Raw genomic sequence first — 23,166 nt, 5'->3', positions numbered from 1 at the left:
GGGAATGAAAAAAGGCCCCCGAAGGGGGCCAGGGGAGCACGCCAGCTCACTCGGTGAATCGGCTCACTTCTTGCCGACGTTGAATTCAGGATAGGCCTCCATGCCGCACTCGGCGATATCGACACCTTCGTACTCTTCCTCTTCGGAGACGCGCAGGCCCACGACCGCCTTGAGGATGCCCCAGACCACCAGGCTTGCGATGAACACCCAGGCGAAGATCGAGGCGATACCCAGCAGCTGCGCCCCGAAAGAGGGCCTCGGTGTTTGGAGAACGGCACTGCGATCAGGCCCCAGATGCCGACCACGCCGTGCACCGAGATGGCGCCGACGGATCATCGATCTTGAGCTTGTCGAGGCTCACGATGGCGAACACCACCAGCAGGCCACCGACCGCACCGATCAGCGTCGCACCCAGGGCGGTGGGGGCCAGCGGTTCGGCGGTGATCGCGACCAGACCGGCCAGGGCACCGTTGATGGGCCATGGTCAGGTCGGCCTTGCGGAACCACAGTTTGGCCAGGATGATCGCGGCGATCACGCCACCGGCAGCGGCGGCTTGGTGTTGACGAACACCTGAGCGACCGCGTTGGCTTCGTCGACGTTGGAGACCATCAGCTCGGAGCCGCCGTTGAAGCCGAACCAGCCCAGCCACAGGATGAAGGTACCCAGCGTAGCCAGCGGCAGGTTGGCGCCCGGGATGGCGTAGATAGCGCCGTTCTTGCCGTACTTGCCCTTGCGCGCACCCAGCAGCAGCACGCCGGCCAGCGCGGCGGTGGCGCCGCACAGGTGGACCACACCGGAGCCGGCGAAATCCTGGAAGCCAGCGGCGTCGAGGAAGCCACCGCCCCATTTCCAGTAGCCCTGAACCGGGTAGATGAAGCCGGTCATGACCACTGCGAAGGCCATGAACGCCCACAGCTTCATGCGTTCGGCCACGGCGCCTGAAACGATCGACATGGCGGTCGCGACGAACACCACCTGGAAGAAGAAGTCGGAGCGGGCGGAGTAGTAGACGTCGCCGCCGCTGCTCATGACGTCACTGACGCTGTGCTCGGCACCGATCAGGAAGCCCAGGCTGGGGATGACGCCGCCGCTCTCGCTGGAGTACATGATGTGGTAGCCGACCAGCAGGTACATGGTACAGGCGATGGCGTAGAGGACGACGTTCTTGGTCAGGATCTCGGTGGTGTTCTTGGCGCGCACCAGTCCCGCTTCGAGCATGGCGAAACCGGCCGCCATCCACATCACCAGCGCCCCGGTCACCAGGAAGTAGAAGGTGTCGAGCGCATAGGATAGTTGTACGACTTGATCGTTCATTCTGTGTGTCTCCTCGTTCCGCGCCGTTTTATACGGCGTCGGCCCCGCGTTCCCCGGTGCGAATCCGGATGACGTCTTCGAGTGGCGTGACGAACAGCTTGCCGTCACCGATCTTGCCGCTGTTGGCGGCCTCGCGGATGGCGTCCAGGACCCCGTCGACACGATCGTCCTCGACGGCGACCTCGATCTTCACCTTGGGCAGGAAGTCGACGACATATTCTGCGCCGCGATAGAGTTCGGTGTGGCCTTTCTGACGGCCGAAGCCCTTCACCTCGGTGACGGTGATGCCCTGGACGCCGTTATCGGCCAGCGCCTCGCGCACGTCATCGAGCTTGAAGGGTTTGATGATGGCGGTGATGAGCTTCATCCCTTGTCTCCCGTAGTCGGCTTGCGCCTGAACGGACTACGCAGAAGCCATGCCAGTCGGTAATAACGTCTTTACAATCATTCACTTAATGCTTTGCGCCCAGGTCGGGGACAGTTGTCGTGCCGACCGCATGCCGGCCGGCCGCACCAAATTGATGCGTGCGTTACAGCCCGTTGCACTGAGAAGGCGCGGCAGCGGATCGGGTGGCCGGCAGGCATCTGGCGCGGGCGCCGGTGGCGCAGTTTGCGTATGCTGAAGGGCAGTCACGAATCAGGAGATCACACCATGTCGACACACGACCGTTTCGAGCGTCTGGCCAAGCAGATCGGCGACAAGCTGCAGGGCGCCTCTCAGGCCCCGGGCGACATCCAGCGCAATGTCCAGGGGGTGCTGCGCGGCGCCATGGAGCGCATGGATATCGTTTCGCGCGAGGACTTCGACATCATGATGGACGTGCTCACGCGCACCCGGGAGCGGGTCGAGGCGCTGGAAGCCCAGGTGGCGGCGCTCGAGAACGCCCTGCACAGCCAGCGCGCTTCCCAGCCCGATACGGCGCTGGCCGAGGACGATACCGATGGCAGTCGCGATGGCGTACAGCCCTGAGCGGGGGATCGACAGCCCTGAGCGGGGGATCGACAGCCCTGAGCGGGGGGATCGATAGCCCTGCGTAAGCTAAGACTCGCGCAGGGGATCGGGGCGCTAGTGCTAAAGGGTCGGGTGATGAAGGCGATAACAGGATAATCGGCCCCTTATCCTGTCCGGGCCGGCGGTGACGAGCCGCCGGCCCGCCTGTGTCCCGGGCATCCGCTGGGACACGCCGTCACGGAGGCGACATGACTCTAGCCATCGTGCGCACGGCGCGCCTCGGGCTCGAGGCGCCGCAAGTGCTGATCGAAGTGCATCTCAGCAACGGCCTGCCGGGGGTGACCCTGGTGGGGCTGCCGGAGACCGCCGTGCGCGAGAGCCGGGAGCGGGTGCGCAGCGCGCTGCTCACCGCCGGCTTCGAGTTCCCCACCCGCCGTATTACCCTCAATCTGGCGCCCGCCGACCTGCCCAAGGATGGTGGCCGCTTCGACCTGCCGATCGCCCTGGGCATCCTGATGGCTTCCGGCCAGATACCGATAGAAGCGGCTCAGCAACTAGAGGTGGTCGGCGAGCTGGCGCTAGATGGCACGCTGCGCCCGGTCACTGGCGTATTGCCGACGGCGCTGGCTGCGCGGGCCGCCGGGCGGGGGCTGATCGTGCCCGCGGCCAACGCCGATGAGGCAGCCCTGGCCGAGGGGTGCGAGGTGTTCGCGGCGGGGCATCTGCTGGCGGTGGTGGGGCATCTGCTGGGCCGTGAGCGGCTTGCGGCGCACCAACTTGGGACACCGCCGCGCGCCGAGATGGTTCAGCCCGACATGGCTGACGTCAAAGGTCAGCACCAGGCGCGCCGGGCGCTGGAAGTGGCCGCAGCCGGCGGGCACAACCTGCTGCTGGCGGGGCCGCCGGGTACCGGCAAGACCATGCTGGCGAGCCGCCTGGCCGGCATTCTGCCCCCGCTGAGCAGTGACGAGGCGCTGGAGGTGGCAGCGGTGCGCTCGGTGTGCGGGCTCTCGATCATGGATCGCTGGGGCCAGCGCCCATTTCGCAACCCGCACCACACCTCGAGCAGCGTGGCGCTGGTGGGCGGTGGCTCCAAGCCGCGCCCTGGGGAAATCTCGCTGGCGCATCACGGGGTGCTGTTTCTGGACGAGCTGCCCGAGTTCGACCGCCATGTGCTGGAGGTGCTGCGCGAACCGCTGGAGTCGGCCCAGATTCTGATCTCGCGGGCCAATCACCAGCGCCGTTTTCCGGCCCGCTTCCAGCTGGTGGCGGCGATGAACCCGTGCCCCTGTGGCCATCTTGGCGATCCGCGCCAGCGCTGCCACTGTAGCCCGGCGCAGATCCAGCGCTATCAGTCGCGGCTCTCCGGGCCGCTGCTCGACCGTATCGATCTGCAGGTGGAGGTGCCGGCGCTACCGGCCACTCAGTTGACCGACCAGACCCCGGGCGAAGCCTCGGCCAGCGTGCGGCAGCGAGTGCTGGCAGCGCGCGAGCGTCAGCGCGCCCGCGGCTGGCTCAACGCCCAACTGCCCGGTCCCGAGCTAGAAGCTGCCTGTGCGCTCAGCGTGGCCGAGCGCGAGTGGTTCGCCGGCGTGCTGGATCGGCTCAAGCTCTCGGCCCGCGCCTACCACCGGTGCTGCGCGTCGCCCTGACCCTGACCGATCTGGGCGAGGAGCCACGGGTCGGGCGGCCCCAACTGATGGAAGCGATCGGCTACCGCCAGCTCGACCGACTGCTCAGCGCCGGCGATCCGCTGCGGGGCTGAGGATGGGGCATGAGCCGAGTCCCCTTGTCGCCAAGCATTCATCGCCTCGGTGGTAGACTGCATCCCCCTGACGATTGAGAGAGCAAGACGATGACCTTCGGCATCTGGCTGACCTTTCTGCTGGCGGCTTGTCTGGTGAGCCTGTCTCCCGGCGCCGGTGCCATCAATACCATGAACAGCGGCATGACCCACGGGGTTCGCGCCACCCTGCCCACCATTCTGGGGCTGCAGCTGGGCTATGCGATCCAGATCCTGGTGGTGGCGGTCGGTCTGGGGGCGCTGCTGGCCTCCTCGACCGCTGCTTCCTGGTGATCAAGTGGATCGGGGTCGCCTATCTGGTGTGGTTGGGCTTCCAGAAGTGGCGCACGAGCGGTGCGATCGCCATCCAGGGCCGCGCGGAGAGTGCCCCACAGCGGCAGTTCTGGCAGGCCGCGCTGGTCAATCTGACCAATCCCAAGGCGACGGTATTTCTGGTTGCCCTGTTTCCGCAATTCATCGCCATGGGCGAGCCGGCGGCATCCCACGCCGGCCAGTTGCTGGTGATGGGTGTCACCCTGCTGGGCGTCGATATTCTCGTCATGGGCGGCTATGCGGTGTTGGCCAGCCAGTTCAAGGCCTTTATCACCTCGGCCGCGCGCATGCGTATCATCAACCGTGTCTTTGGCTCGTTTTTCATCCTGGCGGCTGGGGTGCTGGCGCTCTATCGTCGCGCCTGAGGCCCTGTTAGTCTTTATTGCTGTGATGACGATAAACCAATGAGTTGTTCCCAAGGGGAGCATGTTTGCTCACACTATGCGCAAGGCAGGCCTGGGCGGAGCTTGTAAAAAACGTATCAAGGCGAAGGTCAGGATGTCGAAGCATGAGCATTGAATCCTATTGGCTTTATGTCGCAGTGTGCCTGGCCGCAACCGCCACACCCGGCCCGGCTGTACTGCTCATCATGACCAATAGCATCAGATTTGGACTCGGCTCTGCACTCGTGGCCGTTTTGGGGAATGTGTCTTGTCTGCTGGCTCTGTGTCTGATCTCGGCGTTTGGGATCGGTCGCTTTCTCATTCAATTTCCAATCTTCTTTAAAGGCATCGAGATTCTGGGTGCCTTGTTCTTGCTCTATATTGGATTCAAGAATCTGCTGTATAAAAGCGCCTCGTCCGGTTTGTCTGGACAAGATGGTGTCGCAGAAGCTTCATGCAACGGTTTGGTGCTAAAGCGGAACTTATATGCTGAGGCATTGGTGGTCGCTGCGAGCAACCCGAAGGCGTTGATTTTCGTTTTTGCCTTGTTCCCACAATTTATCGATGTGAACTCGGCAAGCGTGATGGATTTTGCAACATTGACGGCGACCTTGCTTTCTCTCTCTTTTCTGTTCTTGTCGATGTATGCCTATCTGGCTCACAAGATTCATGGAAGGTTCCTTTCCCAAAATAGCGTTTCATGGATCTATAGGGCGAGTGGGGCGATTTTTATAGTGGCCTCCGTCGGGCTGTTGCTCAATGCTCATCATGCTTGAGGCTTCACTGGCCCCTGGCTAATTTTTGTACGAAGACTGTCTGCGCCCGGCAATACGATATTAAAAATCGGCGAAAGCACCGTTTGGCCCGCTTTCACCGATTTTTGTCTTGTCTGCGCGCCCCGGTCTCGCTTTCGCTTGCCGGTTTTTCAGACAGAGCTCAAGCGTTGAGCGCCTCGGCGACGGCATCGAGCCGCCCCGGCACCAGGGCGTCATCCAGCGCGCTGATCCGCAGTAGATGGCCTAGGGCCGGATGCGCCGGGCGGTGGATCAGCGTGCCCTCGTCGAGCAGACGGCGGTGCACGGCCGCGGCGCGTTCGGCGCTGTCGAGGCGCACGGCCACGAAGTTGGTGGCGCTGGGCAGCACCTCGGCGCCCTGCGCTGCGAGCCAGCCGGCGAGGGCCTCGCGCCGCTGGATGACCGCGGCGACATGCTCGCGGGTCTCCTCCGGGTCGGCCAGCAGAGTTTCGGCCGCCGCCAGCGCCAGCGACGAAACCGCGTAGTGAATCCTCACTTTCATCAGTACGGCCAGGGTCTCGGGCGGGGCGATGGCGTAGCCGACGCGCAGCCCGGCCAGCCCGTGGGCCTTGGAGAAGGTGCGCAGGCGTATCACCCCCGGCCACACCGCACTCGCCGCCGGTGCCCAGGCGTCGTCGCGGAAGTCGTGGTAGGCCTCATCGAGCACCAGAGTGCAGTCGTCGGGCAGGGCATCACGCAGGGCCAGCACGTCGGCATCGCGGTGCAGATGGCCGCTGGGATTGTCGGGGTTGGCCAGATAGACCACCCGCGCGCCTTCGCGTACCGCGGCCGCGGCCAGGGCGCCGAGATCCGGCGCCAGGTGGCCGGTAGCGCTGGCGTAGTCGACCTCGATCTCGCGGCAGCCGTGGCCGCGCACGAAGTAGCTCCAGGTCGGATAGGTGCCGGCGCTGGTGATCACCGGGCTGCCGGTTTGGCATGGTCCGGAATCACAGGGTCCAGAGTCACATAGCGCGCGCAGTGTTAGCGCCATCAGGCCGTCGGCACCGGCGTCTACTAACAGGGCGTCGCGGGGCAGGTCGAGGGCCTGGCCCAGACACGTGCGCAGTGACCACGCCTCGGCGTCGCCGTAGGTGCGCGCCAGGGCCGCGAGCTCGGGGCCGAAGCGGGCACTGAGCGCCCGGTGCGGCATGTCGAGCCCCTCGTTGGAGCCGATCCGATGCGGCAGCGCATGGCCGAGCCTGCGCTCCAGCGCGGGCAGCCCGGGGAAGGGGTTGTGCGGTCCATCCTGGGGTGTCGAGGTGGCGGGCAAAGCGTGACATGGGCTCTCGATCTGGCTGCAAGTGAAAGGGAAGACGGTTCAGGGCGCGCGCGCTGGCCCCGGGTAGGGCGTCGAGATCGAGCGCACCGCTGGCCTGCCATTGCCAGTGCTCGGACGGCGTGGCGACATGTGTCAGGTCGAAGCGCAGCCGGTAGGGCTGCAGGGTGCGGTCGCTCAGGACCAGCGGCGGTGCATCGGCGCTCAGACTGGCCTGCAGCAGCCACTGGTCGGGGGTGGCGCCGTCGAGCTGCGCCGGGACCCAGTCGAGCACGTGGGGAGAGTCCGGCTGGCTCAGCAGGGCGCGCCCCAGGGCCTCGTTGAGCGCCGCGGCCGAGATCGGCAGGCGCGCAGCGACCTCCGCCGGACCCAGCAGCACGGTGATCGTCGGTGTCTGCGCGGCGGGCCAAGGCGGTTTCTTCAGCAGCCCCGTGGCGGCGCTCGCCGCCAGGCCCCGCAGCGCCTGACGCGGCGTCTCGGGGGCGCTGGCTAGCCCGCTGCAGGCGCTCAGCAGCGTGATCAGGGCGAGCCCGACGAGGGCTCTGGGCGCCCAGCGGTTCACGGCGTCGCTTCCGGGGGCTGTTGCGGGCGGAGGCGCTTGAGCCGCTGCGGGCGTGCCGGGGGAAACGAGAAAGCGATCGAGCTGGTCGAACAGGGTGTCACGAATGGTGGCAGACTCGTTGACCAGATGGTGGCGCGCTTCCGGGTGGCGGACGATCTCGGCGCGCGGAAACTTGCGCTTGAGCGCCTTGAGATTCCAGCGCCAGTCGACCGTCATGTCCTGCTCGCCCTGCAGGATCAGCACCGGCAGCTCGGCTGGTGGGCGCTTGAGCAGGGTCGGCATCCAGCGGCGCATGGCACTGACCCAGGTCAGGGCCAGGCGATCGTCCTGCAGCGGGTCGTGCAGGCGCAGAAAGTCGGCGAAGGCGATATTGTTGGTGTTGGGGCGGTACTTGCGCGGAATGGTGTCGACGAATGGGCTGGCCAGGCTGTGCAGCCAGCGCGACTGATTCCAGCCCCAGGGGCGCACCAGCGGTGCCAGCAGCACCAGTGCCTGCCACGGCGCCTGGCTGCCACGGCTCAGGGTGTCGGTGGCGACGATCGAAGCGCCGGTGCTCTGGCCGGCCGCCAGCCAGGGCCCCGGCGCCAGTTCGTGCGCCTGCATCGCGGCCTCCACGGCGTTGAAGCAGAGCACGTAGTCGGTGAAGTCATCGATGGTCGAGCGTGCGCCGCTGGAGAGGCCATGGCCGGGCAGATCCCACAGTACCACCTGCCACTGCTGCGCCAGCAGTCGTGCGAGCAGGTGGCCGTAAAGGCCCAGGTGGTCGAAGTAGCCGTGCACCACGAACAGGGTACCGCGCGGGGCCGGGGGCGCCCATACCTGGCACCATAGATCGAAGGTCTTGCCGGCGTCGCCCGCGGCGCTCAGGAAGCCGGCGTGGAGCTGGGTGCCGGGGTGGGCGTCGAGCAGCGGTGTCAGATGGTAGTGGTCCAGGTAGGCGGCGAGTGGCGAGGTGCCGGGCGACGCGATACGGTGGATGGGACCGAGGGCCTTCAATGGCGAAAAGTCGAGCATGCGCGAGTCTCCTGAGACCTCTCATGCTAACCGCCAGTGGCCTGTGAAACCATGACGGAGGTTGCCTGACGCCGGCGGCGTAGTGCCAGCGGCCATGAGGTGGACCAAGGTCGAACGAGACATCGCCGATGGCGCGCTCTATCATGGGGAAACGATTTCTGTGGAAATGATTTCCATAAACTGATTTCCGGGGCGCCGCCCGCGCGGCGTCCGTCTCTTCTGACGCCGGGCCGCGGCCCGCACTGGAGGCTAGTATGACGCAGCGTGTTTCTCATCATCGTCTGCAGGTAGCGACCGAACTCGAACGCTTTCTCGAGCAGGAAGCGCTGCCTGGCACCGGGGTCGACCCTGACACCTTCTGGCGCGGCTTCGATGCGCTGATCCATGAGCTGGCGCCGCGCAACCGCGAGCTGCTCGCCGAGCGCGACCGGCTGCAGGCGGAGCTCGACCGCTGGCACGCCGAGCATCCGGGCGAAATCCGCGACATGGCCGCCTACCGCCAGTTCCTCTCCGATATCGGCTATCTGGTCGAGGCGCCGGCCAGCGTGACCGCGAGCACCACCAACGTCGATGCCGAGATTGCGCGCCAGGCCGGCCCGCAGCTGGTGGTGCCGGTGAGCAACGCGCGCTATGCGCTCAACGCCGCCAATGCGCGCTGGGGCAGCCTGTATGACGCGCTCTACGGCACCGACGTCATCGCCGAGAGCGATGGCGCCGAGAAGGGCAAGGGCTACAACCCCAAGCGCGGCGAGAAGGTGATCGCCTACGCGCGCAACTTGCTCGACATGGCGGCGCCGCTGGCCACCGGCTCGCACCGCGACGCCACGCGCTACCTGATCCGCGACGGCAGGCTGACGGTCGCGCTGGAAGGCGGGCGCGAGACCGGGCTCCAGCACCCCAGCCAGTTCGTCGGCTATCGCGGCGAGGCCAGCGCGCCCGAGGCAGTGCTGCTCTCGAACCACGGCCTGCACCTGGAGATCCAGATCGACTCGAGCCACGCCATCGGCAAGACCGATCCGGCCGGGGTCAAGGATCTGCTGGTCGAGGCCGCGGTGACCACGATCATGGATTGCGAGGATTCGGTCGCCGCGGTCGACGCCGAGGACAAGACGCTGGTCTATCGCAACTGGCTGGGCCTGATGAAAGGCGATCTCGAAGAGCGCTTCGACAAGGGTGGCAAGACAGTCACCCGCCGCCTCGCCGAGGATCGCGAGTACATTCAGCCCGACGGTGGCAGCCTGACCCTGCCGGGGCGTTCGCTGATGTTCGTGCGCAACGTCGGCCATCTGATGACCACGCCGGCGATCCTCGACGGCGACGGCAACGAGATCCCCGAGGGCATGCTCGATGCGGTGGTCACCGCGCTGATCGCCATGCACGATCTGGCGCGTGACGGCGGCAACTCGCGCGCTGGCTCGGTCTATATCGTCAAGCCGAAGATGCACGGCCCTAAGGAGGTCGCCTTCGCCGACGAGCTGTTCGCCCGCGTCGAGACGCTGCTGGGGCTGGCCGAGCACACCCTCAAGATGGGCATCATGGACGAAGAGCGGCGCACCTCGGTCAACCTCAAGGCGTGTATCGAGGCCGCCAAGGCGCGGGTCGCCTTCATCAACACCGGCTTCCTCGACCGCACCGGCGACGAGATGCACACGGCAATGAACGCCGGGCCGATGCTGCGCAAGGGTGACATGAAGGGCAGCCGCTGGATCGCCGCCTACGAGCGCAGCAACGTCCAGGTCGGGTTGGCCTGCGGCCTGCGCGGGCGCGCCCAGATCGGCAAGGGCATGTGGGCGATGCCGGACCTGATGGCGGCGATGCTGGAGCAGAAGAGCGGTCACCCCAAGGCCGGTGCCAATACCGCCTGGGTGCCGTCGCCCACCGCCGCGGTGCTGCACGCGCTGCACTACCACCAGATCGATGTCGCCGCGATCCAGCGCGAGCTCGAGAGCAGGGCGAGAGCGATCTGCTCGACGACCTGCTGACGGTGCCGGTGGACCCCGAGGCGGCCTGGAGCGCCGAGGAGATCCAGCAGGAGCTCGACAACAACTGCCAGGGCATACTCGGCTATGTGGTGCGCTGGGTCGAGCACGGCGTGGGCTGCTCCAAGGTGCCGGACATCCACGATGTGGGCCTGATGGAGGATCGCGCCACGCTGCGTATCTCCAGCCAGCACATCGCTAACTGGCTGCACCACGGCATCGTCGACGAGGCCCAGGTGCGCGCGACGCTGGAGCGCATGGCCAAGGTGGTCGACGAGCAGAATGCGCATGACCCGGATTACACCCCGATGTCCTCGCATCTGGCCGACTCCAGTGCCTTCCAGGCGGCCTCCGAGCTGATCTTCAAGGGTCGCGAACAGCCCTCCGGCTACACCGAGCCGCTGCTGCATCACTGGCGCGCGGTGGACAAGGCCAAGGGCTGAGAACGCATTGCCAGACGCCTGTATGGGGTCGGGGGCACGGCGAAGCGAGGGTCCTTTGCCAGGGATGGCAAAGGTAGCGCCCAGGGATGGGTTCGCAGCGCCCTCGCAACGCCTTGCACCGAGTCAGCCCATCCCGGCCACCGGTGCGAAAGAAACACTAGGTAAAGGCGGTAACCGCCCGATCTCGACGCCAGCGACCCCGGTCGCTGGCGTCGGTGTTATTGGGGGCAGCGAGTGCGCGGCAGCGAGTGCGGGGCGGCGCTACGTCGCGATGATCGTCAGTATTAGGGACAGGCCAGAGCGCTCCGCTGTGCCTGATGCGCGGCTTGCGCTATCTTGGGCGCAACGTTCTCGAGCGTCCTGTGCCTGGGCATGAGGTCCGGCGTGCCGAGAACCGCTGCCGGGGAGAGTTTCGATGACCGTGATGACCGCCGCCGAGATCGAGGACTACCTCGACGACGTCTTTCCACATCGCCAGGGGACCATCGAAGCGGTCGACCACATGCGCGCCACCATGAGCCTGGCGATCGAGGACGAACACCTGCGTCCCGGCGCCAGCGTCTCGGGACCATCGATGATGGGTCTGGCCGATGTTTGCCTCTACGTGGCGATCCTGGCCGAGATCGGCCCCGAGGCGATGGCCGTGACCAGCAGCCTCAACTGCCACTTCCTGCGCCGCGCCCGTGGCGATCGCGATCTGATCGCCAATGCGCGCATCCTCAAGCTGGGCCGGCGTCTGGCGGTGGGGGAGGTGCAGCTCTTCTCCACCGGCGACAACGACCCGGTGGCGCTGGTCACCGCGACCTATGTGCTGCCCGACCGCGACGATTGACGCCACCGGCTGCCGTCACGCCGATGGCCGTTGGCGCCAGGCGGCGATCGCCAGCATCACCCAGCCCGCCATCAGCAACAACCCGCCGAAGGGCGTGACGATACCCAGGGCGGTGATACCGCTCAGGGTGAGCAGATAGAGCGAGCCGCTGAACAGCACCATGCCGGCGAACCACAGCGCGATGGCCGCCAGCTGCCCGCGCAGCGGCTGCTGCGCGCGCCACGCCAGCAGCGCCATGATCGCCAGGGTGTGCCAGGCCTGATAGCGCACTGCGGTATGGAACACCTCGAGATAGCGCGGCGTGAGGCGGTCGGCCAGGGCGTGGGCGCCGAAGGCGCCGGCGACCACCACCAGCAGACCACTGATGGCCACGCCGACCCAGGCGGGACGCGCGGCGCTACACTTTTGGGGCATGTTGCGTTTTCCTTGCGCTGACTATGCTGTAAGGCGCGCCCGCACCGTCGGGCCGCCTGGCAACCTGGACTGGCGACGCGTATCCAGAGCACGCGTTCGGGCGTCGGGGCGTTTTCTGCGGAGTTCGTGCGTGTTGCACACAGCTTCGAGGAGCGGTCCTGCACACTGCGCGACGCGTGCCGCGATTTGACGCTCGTCAGTCTAGCGCGTAAAAAGCCGCTTCGGCAGCCGTCTGGGACGGCTCGGGTCACCGCTTTCCACCAAGGATCTCCGAAATGGAATTCATCGACACGCTCCGTGACGCGATTTACGCGATCATGAACCCGATCAGCAATTTCGTCTGGACTTATATCCTGCTCTACCTGCTGCTGGGGGCGGGCATCCTGTTTACCGTGCTGACCCGGGGCATGCAGTTCCGCCTGTTCGCGCACATGGCCAAGGTCACCTTCACCAGCCGCGGCTCCGGCTCCGGCGTCAGCGGCTTTCAGGCCTTCGCCACGTCGCTGGCCGCCCGGGTCGGTACCGGCAACCTGGCCGGCGTGGCGATCGCGCTGTGGGTCGGTGGCCCCGGGGCAATCTTCTGGATGTGGATGACCGCGCTGGTGGGCTTCGCCACCTCGTTCATCGAGTCGACCCTGGCTCAGGTCTACAAGCAGTGCAATGCCGATGGCGTCTACCGCGGCGGGCCGGCCTACTATATCGAGCGCGCGCTGGGCCAGCGCTGGATGAGCGTGCTGTTCGCGATCTTCCTGCTCATCGCCTATGGCCTGGCGTTCAACGGCGCCCAGTCCAATACCATTGCCCAGGGCATGGCGCAGGCGTTCTCGATCCCCAACTGGATCACCGGTGTGGTGCTGGTCGCGTTCACCGCGCTGGTCATCTACGGCGGGCTCAAGTCGGTGGCGCGCACCGCCGAGAAGATCGTGCCGATCATGGCCATCGGTTACTTCCTGGTGGCGCTGTGGGTGCTGCTCTCCAACCTCTCCGAAGTGCCGGCGATGCTGGCGCTGATCGTCAAGAGCGCGTTCGGCTACGGCCCGGCGGTGGGCGGTGCGGTGGGCTACACCATCAAGATCGCGATGGAGAATGGCATCAAGCGCGGGCTGTTCTCCAACGAGGCGGGTATGGGCTCGGCGCCCAACGCCGCCGCCCAGGCCGACGTCAAGCACCCGGCGGCGCAGGGGCTGGTGCAGTCGTTCGGGGTGTTCATCGATACCCTGGTGATCTGCAGCTGCACCGCGGTGGTGATTCTGCTCTCCGGGGTCTACGAGCAGCTGATGACCACCTCGCCGGGCAAGGATATCGTGGGTATCCAGCTGACCCAGGATGCCATGGTCGATCACCTCGGCAGCTTCGGCGAGATCTTCATCGCCATCGCCATCCTGCTGTTCGCCTTCACCTCGATCATCGCCAACTTCTCCTACTCGCAGATCAACATCGAGTATCTGTTCAAGCGCCACGCCAAGGCTGCCGTATCGGTGCTGCGTATCGCCGTGCTGGCGATGGTAATGATCGGCTCGATCGCCAAGCTGCAGTTCGTGTGGGACTTCGCCGATCTCGCCATGGGGCTGATGGCGACCACCAACCTGATCGCCATCCTGCTGCTGTGCCCGATCGCCCTGCGCGTGCTGCGCGACTACGAGACCCAGCGGCGCCAGGGCGTGCGCGAGCCGACCTTCGACCCCAAGGGCGTGCTCAAGCGTCCCGAGCAGGTCGAGGCCGACGTCTGGCCGCGCCGCGACGACTGAGGCGCGCCACGCACGCTTGCCAGCCGGCCCCAGGGCCGGCTTTTCGTTGGTGCGCGTGGTGGCCGCAGCTTGGCGGGCAACGCGCTGGCGCGGGCGTGCCGTGTTAGGCGCAAGACGCTACAATACGCCCCCACGACTGGAGACCTCTGGAGCGTCATCATGCAGATCCAGCTCAACGGTGAACCCCACCAGCTCGATCACGACCCCACGCTCGCGCGCCTGGTCGAGGCGCTGGGTCTGGGCGGGCGCCGTGTCGCCATCGAGCTCAACGAAGAGATCGTGCCACGCAGCCAGCATGCGCAGACCGCGCTTGCCGAGGGCGACCGCGTGGAGATCGTGCATGCCATCGGTGGCGGCTGAGCGCCGTCACGTCTATCAGGAGTCACGCATGTCGCAGCTGATCGAGGACACTCCGCTGACGGTCGCCGGCCGTCGCTTTCACTCCCGCCTGCTGGTGGGTACGGGCAAGTATCGCGACTTCGACGAGACCGCGGCCGCGGTCGCGGCCAGCGGGGCCGACGTGGTCACCTTCGCCGTGCGGCGCACCAACCTGGGCCAGGATGCGGCCGCGCCCAACCTGCTCGACGTGATTTCGCCCGAGCGCTACACCCTGCTGCCCAATACCGCCGGCTGCTACACCGCCAAGGATGCGGTGCGCACTTGCCGTCTGGCGCGGGAGCTGCTCGATGGCCACAACCTGGTCAAGCTCGAGGTGCTGGGCGACGAGCACACCCTCTATCCCAACGTGGTCGAGACCCTGGCCGCGGCCGAGACGCTGGTCAACGACGGCTTCGATGTCATGGTCTACACCAGCGACGACCCGATCGTGGCCAAGGAGCTCGAGCGTCGCGGCTGCTGTGCGGTGATGCCGCTGGGTTCGCTGATCGGCTCCGGCAACGGCCTGCTCAATCCGGCCACGCTGCGGCTGATCCTCGAGCAGGCAGGCCGAGGTGCCAGTGCTGGTGGATGCCGGTATCGGTACCGCTTCTGACGCCGCCCTGGCGATGGAGATGGGCTGCGCCGGGGTGCTGATGAACTCTGCCATCGCCCATGCCCGGCAGCCGGTGATGATGGCCGGCGCCATGCGCAAGGCGATCGAAGCGGGGCGCGAGGCGTTTCTTGCCGAGCGCATGCCGCGCCGCGACAGCGCCAGCCCCTCGTCGCCGTTCGCCGGGCGCATCAATCCCTGACCGCTCCTGCCCGCCGCCATGGCTGCGGGCCTCTTTCACCCACCAAGACGATAGCCACGCCGCATGACCGACAAGCCGACGGACCCCACCGAGACTGCCACCGACACCCCGCATCAGCGCGGCATCAAGAGCTATGTGCTGCGCGCCGGACGCATGACTGCCGCCCAGGAGCGCGGCCTCAAGGAGGTCTGGCCGCGCTGGGGGCTGACCCTGGAAGACGGGCTGCAGGATCCGGTGGCGCTGTTCGGACGTGACGCCCCGCGGGTGGTCGAGATCGGCTTCGGCATGGGGCAGTCGCTGGTCGAGCAGGCCGAGACCCACCCGGAGACCGACTTCATCGGTATCGAAGTGCATGCGCCGGGTGTCGGCAAGCTGCTCGACGAAGCCGACAAGCGTGGGCTCACCAACCTGCGGGTCTATCGCGAGGATGCCCTGGCGGTGCTGGCCCAGTGTCTGCCGGCGGAGAGCATCGATACCCTGCAGCTGTTCTTCCCCGACCCCTGGCCGAAGAAGAAGCATCACAAGCGGCGGATCGTGCAGCTGCCGTTCGTCGAGCTGGTGCGCACCCGGCTCAAGCCCGGCGGCACCCTGCACATGGCCACCGACTGGGAAGCCTACGCCGAGCACATGGCCGAGGTGATGGTGGCGGCACCGGGCTACACCAACACCGCCCCCGCGGAGAGTGCGCCTTACGTGGCGCGACCCGCCTTCCGCCCGCTGACCAAGTTCGAGAGCCGCGGCGAGCGCCTGGGTCATGGGGTCTGGGATCTGATCTTTCGCCGCGACTGAGCCGCTAGCTCAGGCACACTCGCCGCCGCCGGGACGCCGCGGATAGTGCGCCGCGCCGCGGGTATGGCGGCCGCGGCGCTGGGCGAGCAGAGCCAGCGCCACCCCGGCCAGCGCCAGCGCCATGCCGCCGAGTTGCAGCGGCGCCACGTGCTCGCCGAACATCCCCGCACTCCACGCCAGGGTCACCGCGGTGTCAGATAGATGGCGCTGGAGACCGCGTTGACGCCGAGACGCCGCAGGCAGACGGTGAAAAGCCGTAGCCGCCGAAGCTCGACAGTAGCACCAGCCAGCCCAGCGTCTGCCAGGTCAGCAGCGCGCTGCCGGGTAGCGCCAGGCCGCCGGCGCCCGTCGCGGCCACACCGAAGATCAGCGCCGCCGCGCTCAGTTGCGCGGTGAGCGAGGCCGCCAGCCCCAATCCCGACGGGCGCCGGGCGGCGAGTACGCTGCCCAGGGTCACGCTGATCACCGCCAGCAGCGGCAGCGCATAGGCCCAGCCGCCGGCGCCGCCTGCTCCCTGCCAGTCCCCCGCGATGCACAGCACCACCCGCTGCCGGCCACGCCGAGGCCGAGCCAGGCCGCCGCCGGCAGCTGCTCGCGCAGCCACAGCGTGGCGATCGCCGCCGCAGCAGCGGCTGCTGGGCGGTGATCAACGCGGTGACGCTGGCGCTGACGCCCTCACCGATGGCGAGCACCACGCACAGCAGATAGCCGCCCATGGTAAGAGCCCCGACGGCCATCTCGCGCAGCCAGGCCGACAGCGCCACAGGCCGCCGGTCGAGCAGTCGCCACCATAATGCGGCCAGCGCGGCGGCGATGACGAAGCGCCAGGCGAACAGGTCCAGCGCGTTCAAGGGGGCGCGGCTGGCCAGCTCGCTGCCGATGAAGCCAGAACTCCAGCAGAGCACGAAGCCGCTCATCAGAACTGCGTTCAGCGTTGCGTGGCGCATGCCGACTCCTCCTCTCGTCGCGGGGTGATTGTCTCGGGTCGCTTGTATCGAGGTGATGCGCTTGAGTCTGGACGCTATGCAGGCTTCAATGAATCGAATAAAAATCGATAAGGGTTCAATATGTTTGAAGTCGGATCGACGCTCGATCTGGAGCTGCTGCGCACTTTTCAGGTGGTCGCCCAGAGCGGCTCGCTGGCGGCTACCGCTGAGGTGCGTCATCGCACGCTGAGTGCCATCAGCATGCAGATGAAGCGGCTGGAGACTGAGCTCGACGTGCGCCTGCTGGAGCGCGGCCCGCGCGGCGTGACCCTGACCGCCAGCGGCGAGCTGCTGCTGCGCGAGGCGCAGGCGCTGCTGCGGGCACACGACACCCTGGTCAGCCGCTTCAGTCGCGAGCGTCTGAGCGGCGCGTGCGTCTGGGCATCCCCGAGGACTATGCGCGTGAGCTGCTCGACGACACCCTGCCGCAGTTCATGGCGCGCCACCCGGGCATCCTGCTCGATGTCACCACCGACACCAGCGGTCGGCTGGCACGGGGACTGCGGGCGCGGCGTCTGGATCTGGCGGTGGTGCTCGACCACGCCGCCGGGCTGGAGGGCGGCGAGACGCTGTGGCACCCCACGCCGGTGTGGGCGGGGCCGGCCCAGGGCGCGCTGCACCAGGAGGCGATCGTGCCGCTGGCGGTGCATCCGGCGGAGTGCCCTTATCGCCAGCTGGCGTCCGATGCCCTCGATGCGGCGCAGCGGCCGTGGGGGCGGCGATCTTCACCAGCACCAGCATTCACGCGGTGGAGAAGGCGATCGAGACTGGCATGGCGATCGGGGTGCTCGACCGCGAACGGGTGACCGGCGCCATGCGCGCGCTGGATGAGAACGACGGCTTGCCTGCGCTGCGGCGCTGCGTGGCGCGCCTGCACTTCGCCCGCACCATCGCTGCCGCCTCCCAGCCCGCGGTGGAGGCGCTGGCGGAGCTGTTGCGTCAGCGCCTGAGCGGGCGTGGGCCATGGCAGTGGGATACGCTGAGCGCGCGGAGCCCCAGCTAGGCACTGCGTGACGCGTCGACTTGTCGGACCGTGCCCGGCGCTGTCACATCGTAGGGTGCGTATCAGTAGACGCTGGGCAGAGATGGCGAGCACAAAAAAAGCCGCCCTGGGCAGGGCGGCGCGAAGGACCGTGACTAGCTTGATGAGGAGATAACCATGGCAGGAACCTGACATTCCTGACGTTGGTCAGTGGCGTTTGGCGACGCCACAAGTCAAAGGTAATCATTCTCATTTGTGATTGCAAGCGAAACGAGAATCTTTTTTATTTAGGCGGCTCAGCCGACCCCGAGCAGTGGGCAGCAGCAGCGGCAGCGAGAGCATCGCCAGCAGCGTCTGGCCGGTGATGAGCGCGGCCATCAGTTCGGCGTCGCCGCCCAGCTGGCGCGCCAGGATATAGGCGGAGGTCGCCGTCGGCAGCGCGGCGAACAGCAGCACCACATCGCGTTCGATGCCGGAGAGACCGGCCAGCGCGGCCAGCGCGGCCACCGTCAGCGGTGTGACGATCAGCTTCAGCGCGCTCGAGGTCCAGAAAGCCCGCCCGCCGCGCCACAGCGCCTGCGGGCGCAGCGCCACGCCTACGGCGACCAGCCCCAGCGGCAGCGCCGCACGCCCGAGTAGCTCCACCGCGGGTGCGCTCCAGCCGGGCAGACCGATGCCGCTCAGGTTGAGCGCGATCCCCAGCAGGCAGGCCAGGATTAGCGGATTGCGTGCCAGCGCCAGGGCGCTGCGCCCCAGACTGGCGCGGCCCAGAGTGCCGCTGGCGATGAATGCCAGCACGCAGAGCAGGTTGGCGGTGGGCACCATCAGCGCCACCGCGACCGCCGCCACGGTGGTGCCGGCACTGCCATGCAGGGCGGCGGCGCCGGCCACCCCGACATAGGTGTTGAAGCGCACCACGCCCTGGAAGGTGGAGGTGAAGGCGGCGGCATCCAGTGCCAGACGCCGGCGCGCCAGCCATACCGCCAGTGCCAGCGCCAGCATCCCGCCGAGCAGCGCCACGCCCAGGCGCAGCACCGGCACCCGGGCGACATCGGCATCGGCTAGCGTCGCCACCAGCATGGCGGGGAACAGCAGGTAGTAGATCAGGCGTTCCAGCTGGGGCCAGAAATCGGCGCCGGGAAAACGTGCCCAACCCAGGCCCGCACCGAGTAGAATCAGAAGGAAAAGCGGGCCGAGTGCCCCTGCGATATCGCTCATCTAGCGTCCTGAGTGTGGTTGTCGTCACGCCGCCTCGAACGCCCATGGTAGCGATCCCTTGTCTCTGCCGGGAGCCCCTTCACGCCCATGGCTGTCTACGACGAAGATACCGCACGGCCACGCATGCTCACGCTGCTGATCGGCGTCACCCTGGCGACCATCGTCGTCGCCCTGTGGTATCTGCTCGACTACTATCTGCGCGAGTCCGATAGCGAGGTCACCTGGTATCCACCGGAGCACGGCTGCGTGCTGCTCGACGGTGGCTGCCAGGCGGGGTTGGGTCTCGATTCCGGGCTGACCTACTCGCTGAGCGAGGCACCCGAGCGCGACGACCTGCGCTTCGAGGTCGATGTCTACGGACTGGCGGCCAAGCAGGTCTACGTGGAGTTCATCGGACGCCACATGAATATCCGCTCCCAGCGCTTCACTCTGACGCGGATGCCGGGGAAGGGCGAGCGGTTCGTCGGCTACGGCGATCTGGGGCTGTGCAGCGGCTACGTGGAGGCGTGGCGTGCCCAGGTGGTGGTAGTCAGCGACCACGGCCTCAAGGGTAGCTGGTTCGATTTCGACAGCGCCGGATTGGCCGATGCGCTGTCGCGGCGCGAAGCCAAGCGCAGTGCGGATGAGAAGGACTGCTTATGGACGCAGACGCCGGCCTGATGGCCAGCGTCTGAAGGGGCAGGGCGGGGTCGAGAGAGAGGCTTACTGGCCGTCGCTGCTCGCCTTGGCGTCGCTGCCCTTGGTCGCCTTGTCGCCCTTGGCGTCACCCTGGTCGGGGTTGATGCCGAGCAGCTCGACCTTGAACTGCAGCGCCTGGTTGGGGCCGATCGGGCCGCCGGTGCCGGCTGCGCCGTAGGCCAGGTCGGAGGGCACGGTGATCAGCCAGGTGTCGCCGACGTGCATCATCTTGAGCGCTTCCTGCCAGCCCGGGATGACCTGACCGACCTTGAACGAGATCGGCTCGCCGCGCTTGTAGGAGCTGTCGAACACGGTGCCGTCGGGAAGCTTGCCTTCGTAGTTGACCTTGACCGTGTCGTCGTCGCTGGGCGAGGCGCCGTCACCGGATTTCAGCACCTGGTACTGCAGGCCCGAGTCGGTGGTCTTCACGCCCTTCTTCTTGGCGTTGGCGGCGAGGAAGGCTTCGCTCTCCTTGCGGTTGGCGTCGGCGACCTTCTTCTGCTCGGCCTTCTGCTCGGCGATCTTCTGCTGCTGGTACTGGGTCAGTGCTTTGCTGATCTCATCGTCGCTCATCTGCAGCTTGTGATCGCCGTAGACGTCACGAATCGCTGCGGCGAAGGCGTCGACATCCAGATCTTGACGTCCTGCGACAGACCCTGGCCCAAGGTGGCACCGATGCTGTAGCTCAGCTTGGCCTGGTCGCTGTCGAGGTCGACCTTGTCCTGGGCGAAAGCCGCCAGCGGCAGCGTCATCATGCTGCCGATCGCGACGGCGGTTACCAAACGTTTCATGCAGTCTCCTTGGGGAGTCGGGGTTGAAGCCGATGCTGGCTCGGGGTGAAAACGCCTCAGGCATCGGTGTGGCGCTGCTGTTGGGACTCTAACAGCTGGGATTTGGTTCCGCATCCGGCGTGGCGGCCAGCCAAAGTGCCAGCAGTGGCTGTAACGTGGCGTGTAAGCCGTTGGCGTGGTGCGAGTGGCTGCGGCCGGCTGCGTTGCCCGCGTCGGCGTGGCCCAGGCGGAGCACAGCGCGAGCGCCGCGGCGAGCGGGTCGTAGGGCGCGGGCGGCTCGCTCGACGCGGCGCGGCGGCTCGGCAGCTCGGCCAGGCGGGCAAGGGTTTCGCGCTCTGCCAGCAGCTCCGCCTGCTGCAGGTACTGGCGCAGCTCGCTCAGACGTGGGCGAGTCTCCAGCGCGGCCTTGAGTTCACGCCGACGCCGGCGCGCAGCGGCCGGGTCATCGTCTCTTGCCAGTGGCGTACCCCGGCCAGCCCCGGGGCGGCCTCGGGCGCGGGCTCGCGGCGCTGCTCGGCGAGCCAGGCGAGCCACAGCAGCTCGCACACTTCGTAGCCGTGGTCGTCCTGCAGGCTCAGACAGCGTGCCTGGGCGCCGGGGCGGGCATAGCGTGCCAGGGCGAAATCCCACAGGGCGTCCGCGGTGTCGGCGGTGGTCATCGGCACTCCGTGTCGACGGCGTTGGCTGATAGAATGAGCGCCCATTCGATGCGCTCTGGAGCCCGGCATGATTGCATTCCGCCAACTCGCCCTGCAACGCGGCACGCGCCGGCTGATCGAGGGGGCCGACCTGATGCTGCACGAGGGCCACAAGGTGGGCATCGTCGGCGCCAACGGCGCCGGCAAGTCGAGCCTGTTCGCGCTGATCCGCGGTGAGCTCGGCGCCGACGCCGGCAGCGTCGAGATCGCCGGCGGCAAGCGTATCGCCCACATGGCGCAGGAGGTATCGGCGATCGAGCGCGCCCTGGTCGAGTTCGTGCTCGACGGCGACGTCGCCCTGCGCCAGGCGGAGCAGGCGCTGGCAGCGGCCCAGGCCGCGGGCGAGCATGATCGCGAGGCGGCGCTGCACGGCCAGATCGAGGCGCTCGACGGCTATACCGCGCGGGCCCGGGCCGAGCAGCTGCTGGCCGGGCTGGGCTTCGCCCAGCGCGATCTCTACCGTCCGCTGGCAGACTTCTCCGGCGGCTGGCGCATGCGCGTGGGGCTGGCCCGGACCCTGTTCACGCCGTCGGAGATTCTGCTGCTCGACGAGCCCACCAACCACCTCGATCTCGATGCGCTGCTGTGGCTGGAGCAGTGGCTCACCCGCTACCCCGGCACCCTGATGCTGATCTCCCACGACCGTGACTTCCTGGATGCGGTGTGCGATCACATCCTGCATATCGATCAGGCGCGGTTGACTCTCTACCGCGGCAACTACAGCGCCTTCGAGCGCGCCCGCGCCGAACGCCAGGCCCAGCAGCAGGCCGAGTTCGAGAAGCAGCAGGCGCGCCGCGCCGAGATCGAGCGCTTCGTCGAGCGCTTCCGGGCCAAGGCGACCAAGGCGCGCCAGGCCCAGAGCCGGCTCAAGATGCTCGAGCGTATGGAGACCATCGCTGCGGCGCGCGCCGACTCGCCGTTCCGTTTCGAGCTGCCCTGCGCCGACAAGATCTCCAGCCCGCTGCTGTCACTGGATCGTGCCGACCTCGGCTATCCCGAGGCGCGCATTCTCGAAGGTGTCAACGTCTCGATTCTGCCGGGGGAGCGAATCGGGCTGCTCGGCCCCAACGGCGCCGGCAAGTCGACCCTGATCAAGACCCTGATCGGCGAGCTTTCGCCCCAGGCGGGCGCGCGGGTACCCGGGGAGAATCTGGTGGTGGGCTATTTTGCCCAGCATCAGTTGGAGCATCTCGATCTCGGCGCCACGCCCTTCACCCATGTGCAGCGTCTCTCGCCCACCGCCAGCGACCAGTCGATCCGCGACTTCCTGGGCGGCTTCGGCTTCCGCGGCGATGACGTCTTCGGAGATGTCTCACGCTTCTCCGGGGGCGAGAAGGCGCGCCTGGCGCTATCGCTGGTGGCGTGGGAGAAGCCCAACCTGCTGCTGCTCGACGAACCCCCAACCACCTCGACCTGGATATGCGCGAAGCGCTGGCCGAGGCCCTGGCCGCTTACGAAGGCGCGGTGGTGATCGTCTCCCACGACCGCCACCTGCTGCGCGCCAGCGTCGATCTGTTCTGGCGCGTGGTCGACGGCCGGGTGACCCCGTTCGATGGCGATCTCGATGACTATCACCAGTGGCTCAAGGCGCGCGAGAGCGAGCAGCGCCAGGCTGCCCGCGACGAGCGCCGCCCCAGCGACAGCGGTGACCGCAAGGCGGCACGACGTGCCGCCGCCGAGCTGCGCGAGCAGACCAAGCCGCTGCGCAAGCGCCGCGACGCCGCGGAAAAAGCCCTTGAGCGCGCCCAGAGTGAGCTCACCGCGCTGGAGACCCAACTCGCCGATCCCACGCTCTACGACGCCGCGCGCAAGGAGGAGCTGACCCGGCTGGTGCGCGAGCAGGGCGAACTGCAGGGGCGGGTCGAGGCGCTCGAAGCCGAGTGGCTGGCGGCGGAGGAGGCGCTGGAGACGCTCGAGGCCGAGCTGCAGACGGCCTCCTGAGGCGCGTCGCGAGCTGGCCTGTCGATGGCAGGCGGTGACACCGCGATGGCCGGCGTTTGACACCG

Annotated in this window: 22 protein-coding genes and 6 pseudogenes; 16 read left to right on the top strand and 12 right to left on the bottom strand. The window is 67.3% G+C overall.

Annotated elements, in window-relative coordinates:
- Positions 1-63: 63 nt before the first annotated feature.
- The 3 genes and pseudogenes from CN538_RS24145 to CN538_RS06205 all read right to left on the bottom strand — a co-directional run bounded on the left by CN538_RS24145 (position 64) and on the right by CN538_RS06205 (position 1,682).
- Positions 64-336, bottom strand: a complete 273-nt coding sequence (locus CN538_RS24145; protein ID WP_277985105.1) for a hypothetical protein — start codon at positions 334-336, stop codon at positions 64-66.
- A pseudogene (locus tag CN538_RS06210) lies at positions 284-1,219 on the bottom strand (ammonium transporter family protein). The gene CN538_RS24145 and the pseudogene CN538_RS06210 overlap by 53 nt, the downstream one beginning before the upstream one ends.
- Before the next feature lie 124 nt (positions 1,220-1,343).
- Positions 1,344-1,682, bottom strand: a complete 339-nt coding sequence (locus CN538_RS06205; protein WP_035476366.1) for a P-II family nitrogen regulator — start codon at positions 1,680-1,682, stop codon at positions 1,344-1,346.
- Between the two features lie 285 nt (positions 1,683-1,967).
- Between CN538_RS06205 and CN538_RS06200 the strand changes: the two genes are divergently transcribed.
- The 5 genes and pseudogenes from CN538_RS06200 (at position 1,968) to CN538_RS06185 (ending at position 5,542) form a co-directional block, all read left to right on the top strand.
- Positions 1,968-2,285, top strand: a complete 318-nt coding sequence (locus CN538_RS06200; protein ID WP_106418876.1) for an accessory factor UbiK family protein — start codon at positions 1,968-1,970, stop codon at positions 2,283-2,285.
- Positions 2,286-2,515: 230 nt separating this feature from the next.
- Positions 2,516-4,032 (top strand): annotated as a pseudogene (locus CN538_RS06195) (YifB family Mg chelatase-like AAA ATPase).
- 90 nt (positions 4,033-4,122) lie between these two features.
- Positions 4,123-4,344: a LysE family transporter gene (locus CN538_RS22120; protein ID WP_242495591.1), complete on the top strand. Its 222-nt coding sequence runs from the start codon at positions 4,123-4,125 to the stop codon at positions 4,342-4,344.
- Positions 4,341-4,748: a LysE family transporter gene (locus tag CN538_RS06190; protein WP_242495590.1), complete on the top strand. Its 408-nt coding sequence runs from the start codon at positions 4,341-4,343 to the stop codon at positions 4,746-4,748. The genes CN538_RS22120 and CN538_RS06190 overlap by 4 nt, the downstream gene beginning before the upstream one ends.
- 143 nt (positions 4,749-4,891) lie before the next feature.
- Positions 4,892-5,542: a LysE family translocator gene (locus CN538_RS06185; RefSeq protein ID WP_106418875.1), complete on the top strand. Its 651-nt coding sequence runs from the start codon at positions 4,892-4,894 to the stop codon at positions 5,540-5,542.
- 160 nt (positions 5,543-5,702) lie between these two features.
- Here CN538_RS06185 and CN538_RS06180 read toward each other — a convergent pair whose 3' ends face one another.
- Positions 5,703-6,554, bottom strand: a complete 852-nt coding sequence (locus CN538_RS06180) for an aminotransferase class I/II-fold pyridoxal phosphate-dependent enzyme (RefSeq protein ID WP_422917570.1) — start codon at positions 6,552-6,554, stop codon at positions 5,703-5,705.
- The gene (locus CN538_RS26010; protein ID WP_422917549.1) at positions 6,523-8,412 is read right to left on the bottom strand and encodes an alpha/beta fold hydrolase; all 1,890 of its coding nucleotides are present in this window, start codon (positions 8,410-8,412) and stop codon (positions 6,523-6,525) included. The genes CN538_RS06180 and CN538_RS26010 overlap by 32 nt, the downstream gene beginning before the upstream one ends.
- Positions 8,413-8,666: 254 nt before the next feature.
- Here CN538_RS26010 and CN538_RS06170 point away from each other — a divergent pair.
- Positions 8,667-10,834 (top strand): annotated as a pseudogene (locus CN538_RS06170) (malate synthase G).
- Between the two features lie 415 nt (positions 10,835-11,249).
- Entirely contained in the window at positions 11,250-11,666 is a 417-nt protein-coding gene (locus CN538_RS06165) for a PaaI family thioesterase (RefSeq protein WP_035476385.1), read from the top strand.
- A gap of 15 nt (positions 11,667-11,681) precedes the next feature.
- Here CN538_RS06165 and CN538_RS06160 read toward each other — a convergent pair whose 3' ends face one another.
- The gene (locus CN538_RS06160; RefSeq protein WP_035476387.1) at positions 11,682-12,080 is read right to left on the bottom strand and encodes a DUF423 domain-containing protein; all 399 of its coding nucleotides are present in this window, start codon (positions 12,078-12,080) and stop codon (positions 11,682-11,684) included.
- A 275-nt stretch (positions 12,081-12,355) separates the two neighbouring features.
- Between CN538_RS06160 and CN538_RS06155 the strand changes: the two genes are divergently transcribed.
- From CN538_RS06155 to trmB, 4 genes and pseudogenes are all read left to right on the top strand, one after another.
- Entirely contained in the window at positions 12,356-13,828 is a 1,473-nt protein-coding gene (locus CN538_RS06155) for an alanine/glycine:cation symporter family protein (protein ID WP_106418873.1), read from the top strand.
- A gap of 159 nt (positions 13,829-13,987) precedes the next feature.
- Positions 13,988-14,188: a sulfur carrier protein ThiS gene (gene thiS / locus CN538_RS06150; protein WP_035476393.1), complete on the top strand. Its 201-nt coding sequence runs from the start codon at positions 13,988-13,990 to the stop codon at positions 14,186-14,188.
- Positions 14,189-14,216: 28 nt separating this feature from the next.
- A pseudogene (locus CN538_RS06145) lies at positions 14,217-15,018 on the top strand (thiazole synthase).
- A gap of 63 nt (positions 15,019-15,081) precedes the next feature.
- Entirely contained in the window at positions 15,082-15,807 is a 726-nt protein-coding gene (gene trmB, locus CN538_RS06140) for a tRNA (guanosine(46)-N7)-methyltransferase TrmB (RefSeq protein ID WP_106418872.1), read from the top strand.
- A 9-nt stretch (positions 15,808-15,816) separates the two neighbouring features.
- On the opposite strand, the gene CN538_RS20240 is transcribed toward trmB, so the two are convergent.
- Positions 15,817-15,969, bottom strand: coding sequence for a hypothetical protein (locus CN538_RS20240; protein WP_164999518.1), 153 nt, complete (start codon positions 15,967-15,969; stop codon positions 15,817-15,819).
- A gap of 31 nt (positions 15,970-16,000) precedes the next feature.
- Positions 16,001-16,411 carry a hypothetical protein gene (locus CN538_RS06135; protein ID WP_129591308.1) on the bottom strand — a complete coding sequence of 137 codons (411 nt, stop codon included), beginning with the start codon at positions 16,409-16,411 and terminating at the stop codon, positions 16,001-16,003.
- A gap of 463 nt (positions 16,412-16,874) precedes the next feature.
- On the opposite strand from CN538_RS06135, the pseudogene CN538_RS22115 reads away from it, so the two are divergent.
- From CN538_RS22115 to CN538_RS22105, 3 genes and pseudogenes are all read left to right on the top strand, one after another.
- Positions 16,875-17,021: pseudogene (locus CN538_RS22115) on the top strand (LysR family transcriptional regulator); the annotation flags it as partial.
- A gap of 143 nt (positions 17,022-17,164) precedes the next feature.
- Positions 17,165-17,599 carry a LysR substrate-binding domain-containing protein gene (locus CN538_RS22110; protein ID WP_242495589.1) on the top strand — a complete coding sequence of 145 codons (435 nt, stop codon included), beginning with the start codon at positions 17,165-17,167 and terminating at the stop codon, positions 17,597-17,599.
- Positions 17,566-17,796 (top strand): hypothetical protein, encoded by a 231-nt coding sequence (locus CN538_RS22105; RefSeq protein ID WP_242495588.1) that lies wholly within the window; start codon positions 17,566-17,568, stop codon positions 17,794-17,796. Before CN538_RS22110 ends, CN538_RS22105 begins: the two co-directional genes overlap by 34 nt.
- A 228-nt stretch (positions 17,797-18,024) precedes the next feature.
- Here CN538_RS22105 and CN538_RS06120 read toward each other — a convergent pair whose 3' ends face one another.
- The gene (locus CN538_RS06120) at positions 18,025-18,993 is read right to left on the bottom strand and encodes an AEC family transporter (RefSeq protein ID WP_106418869.1); all 969 of its coding nucleotides are present in this window, start codon (positions 18,991-18,993) and stop codon (positions 18,025-18,027) included.
- 87 nt (positions 18,994-19,080) lie between these two features.
- Here CN538_RS06120 and CN538_RS06115 point away from each other — a divergent pair, with 87 nt between their 5' ends.
- On the top strand, positions 19,081-19,653 hold the full coding sequence (locus CN538_RS06115) for a hypothetical protein (RefSeq protein WP_106418868.1): 573 nt from the start codon (positions 19,081-19,083) through the stop codon (positions 19,651-19,653).
- Between the two features lie 42 nt (positions 19,654-19,695).
- Here CN538_RS06115 and bamJ read toward each other — a convergent pair whose 3' ends face one another.
- The 3 genes from bamJ to CN538_RS20235 form a co-directional block, all read right to left on the bottom strand.
- Positions 19,696-20,277: a BamJ family beta-barrel-assembly machinery protein gene (gene bamJ, locus CN538_RS06110; protein WP_242495759.1), complete on the bottom strand. Its 582-nt coding sequence runs from the start codon at positions 20,275-20,277 to the stop codon at positions 19,696-19,698.
- Positions 20,241-20,462 carry a hypothetical protein gene (locus tag CN538_RS22100; protein ID WP_242495853.1) on the bottom strand — a complete coding sequence of 74 codons (222 nt, stop codon included), beginning with the start codon at positions 20,460-20,462 and terminating at the stop codon, positions 20,241-20,243. Before CN538_RS22100 ends, bamJ begins: the two co-directional genes overlap by 37 nt.
- Before the next feature lie 377 nt (positions 20,463-20,839).
- Positions 20,840-21,121, bottom strand: a complete 282-nt coding sequence (locus CN538_RS20235; RefSeq protein ID WP_164999517.1) for a TIGR02444 family protein — start codon at positions 21,119-21,121, stop codon at positions 20,840-20,842.
- 67 nt (positions 21,122-21,188) lie between these two features.
- On the opposite strand from CN538_RS20235, the pseudogene CN538_RS06100 reads away from it, so the two are divergent.
- Positions 21,189-23,101: pseudogene (locus tag CN538_RS06100) on the top strand (ATP-binding cassette domain-containing protein).
- Positions 23,102-23,166: the final 65 nt, after the last annotated feature.

It is taken from the genome of Salinicola tamaricis, assembly GCF_003006155.1.
GTDB lineage: Bacteria > Pseudomonadota > Gammaproteobacteria > Pseudomonadales > Halomonadaceae > Salinicola > Salinicola tamaricis.
This window is presented reverse-complemented; position numbering and strand designations above follow the sequence as displayed.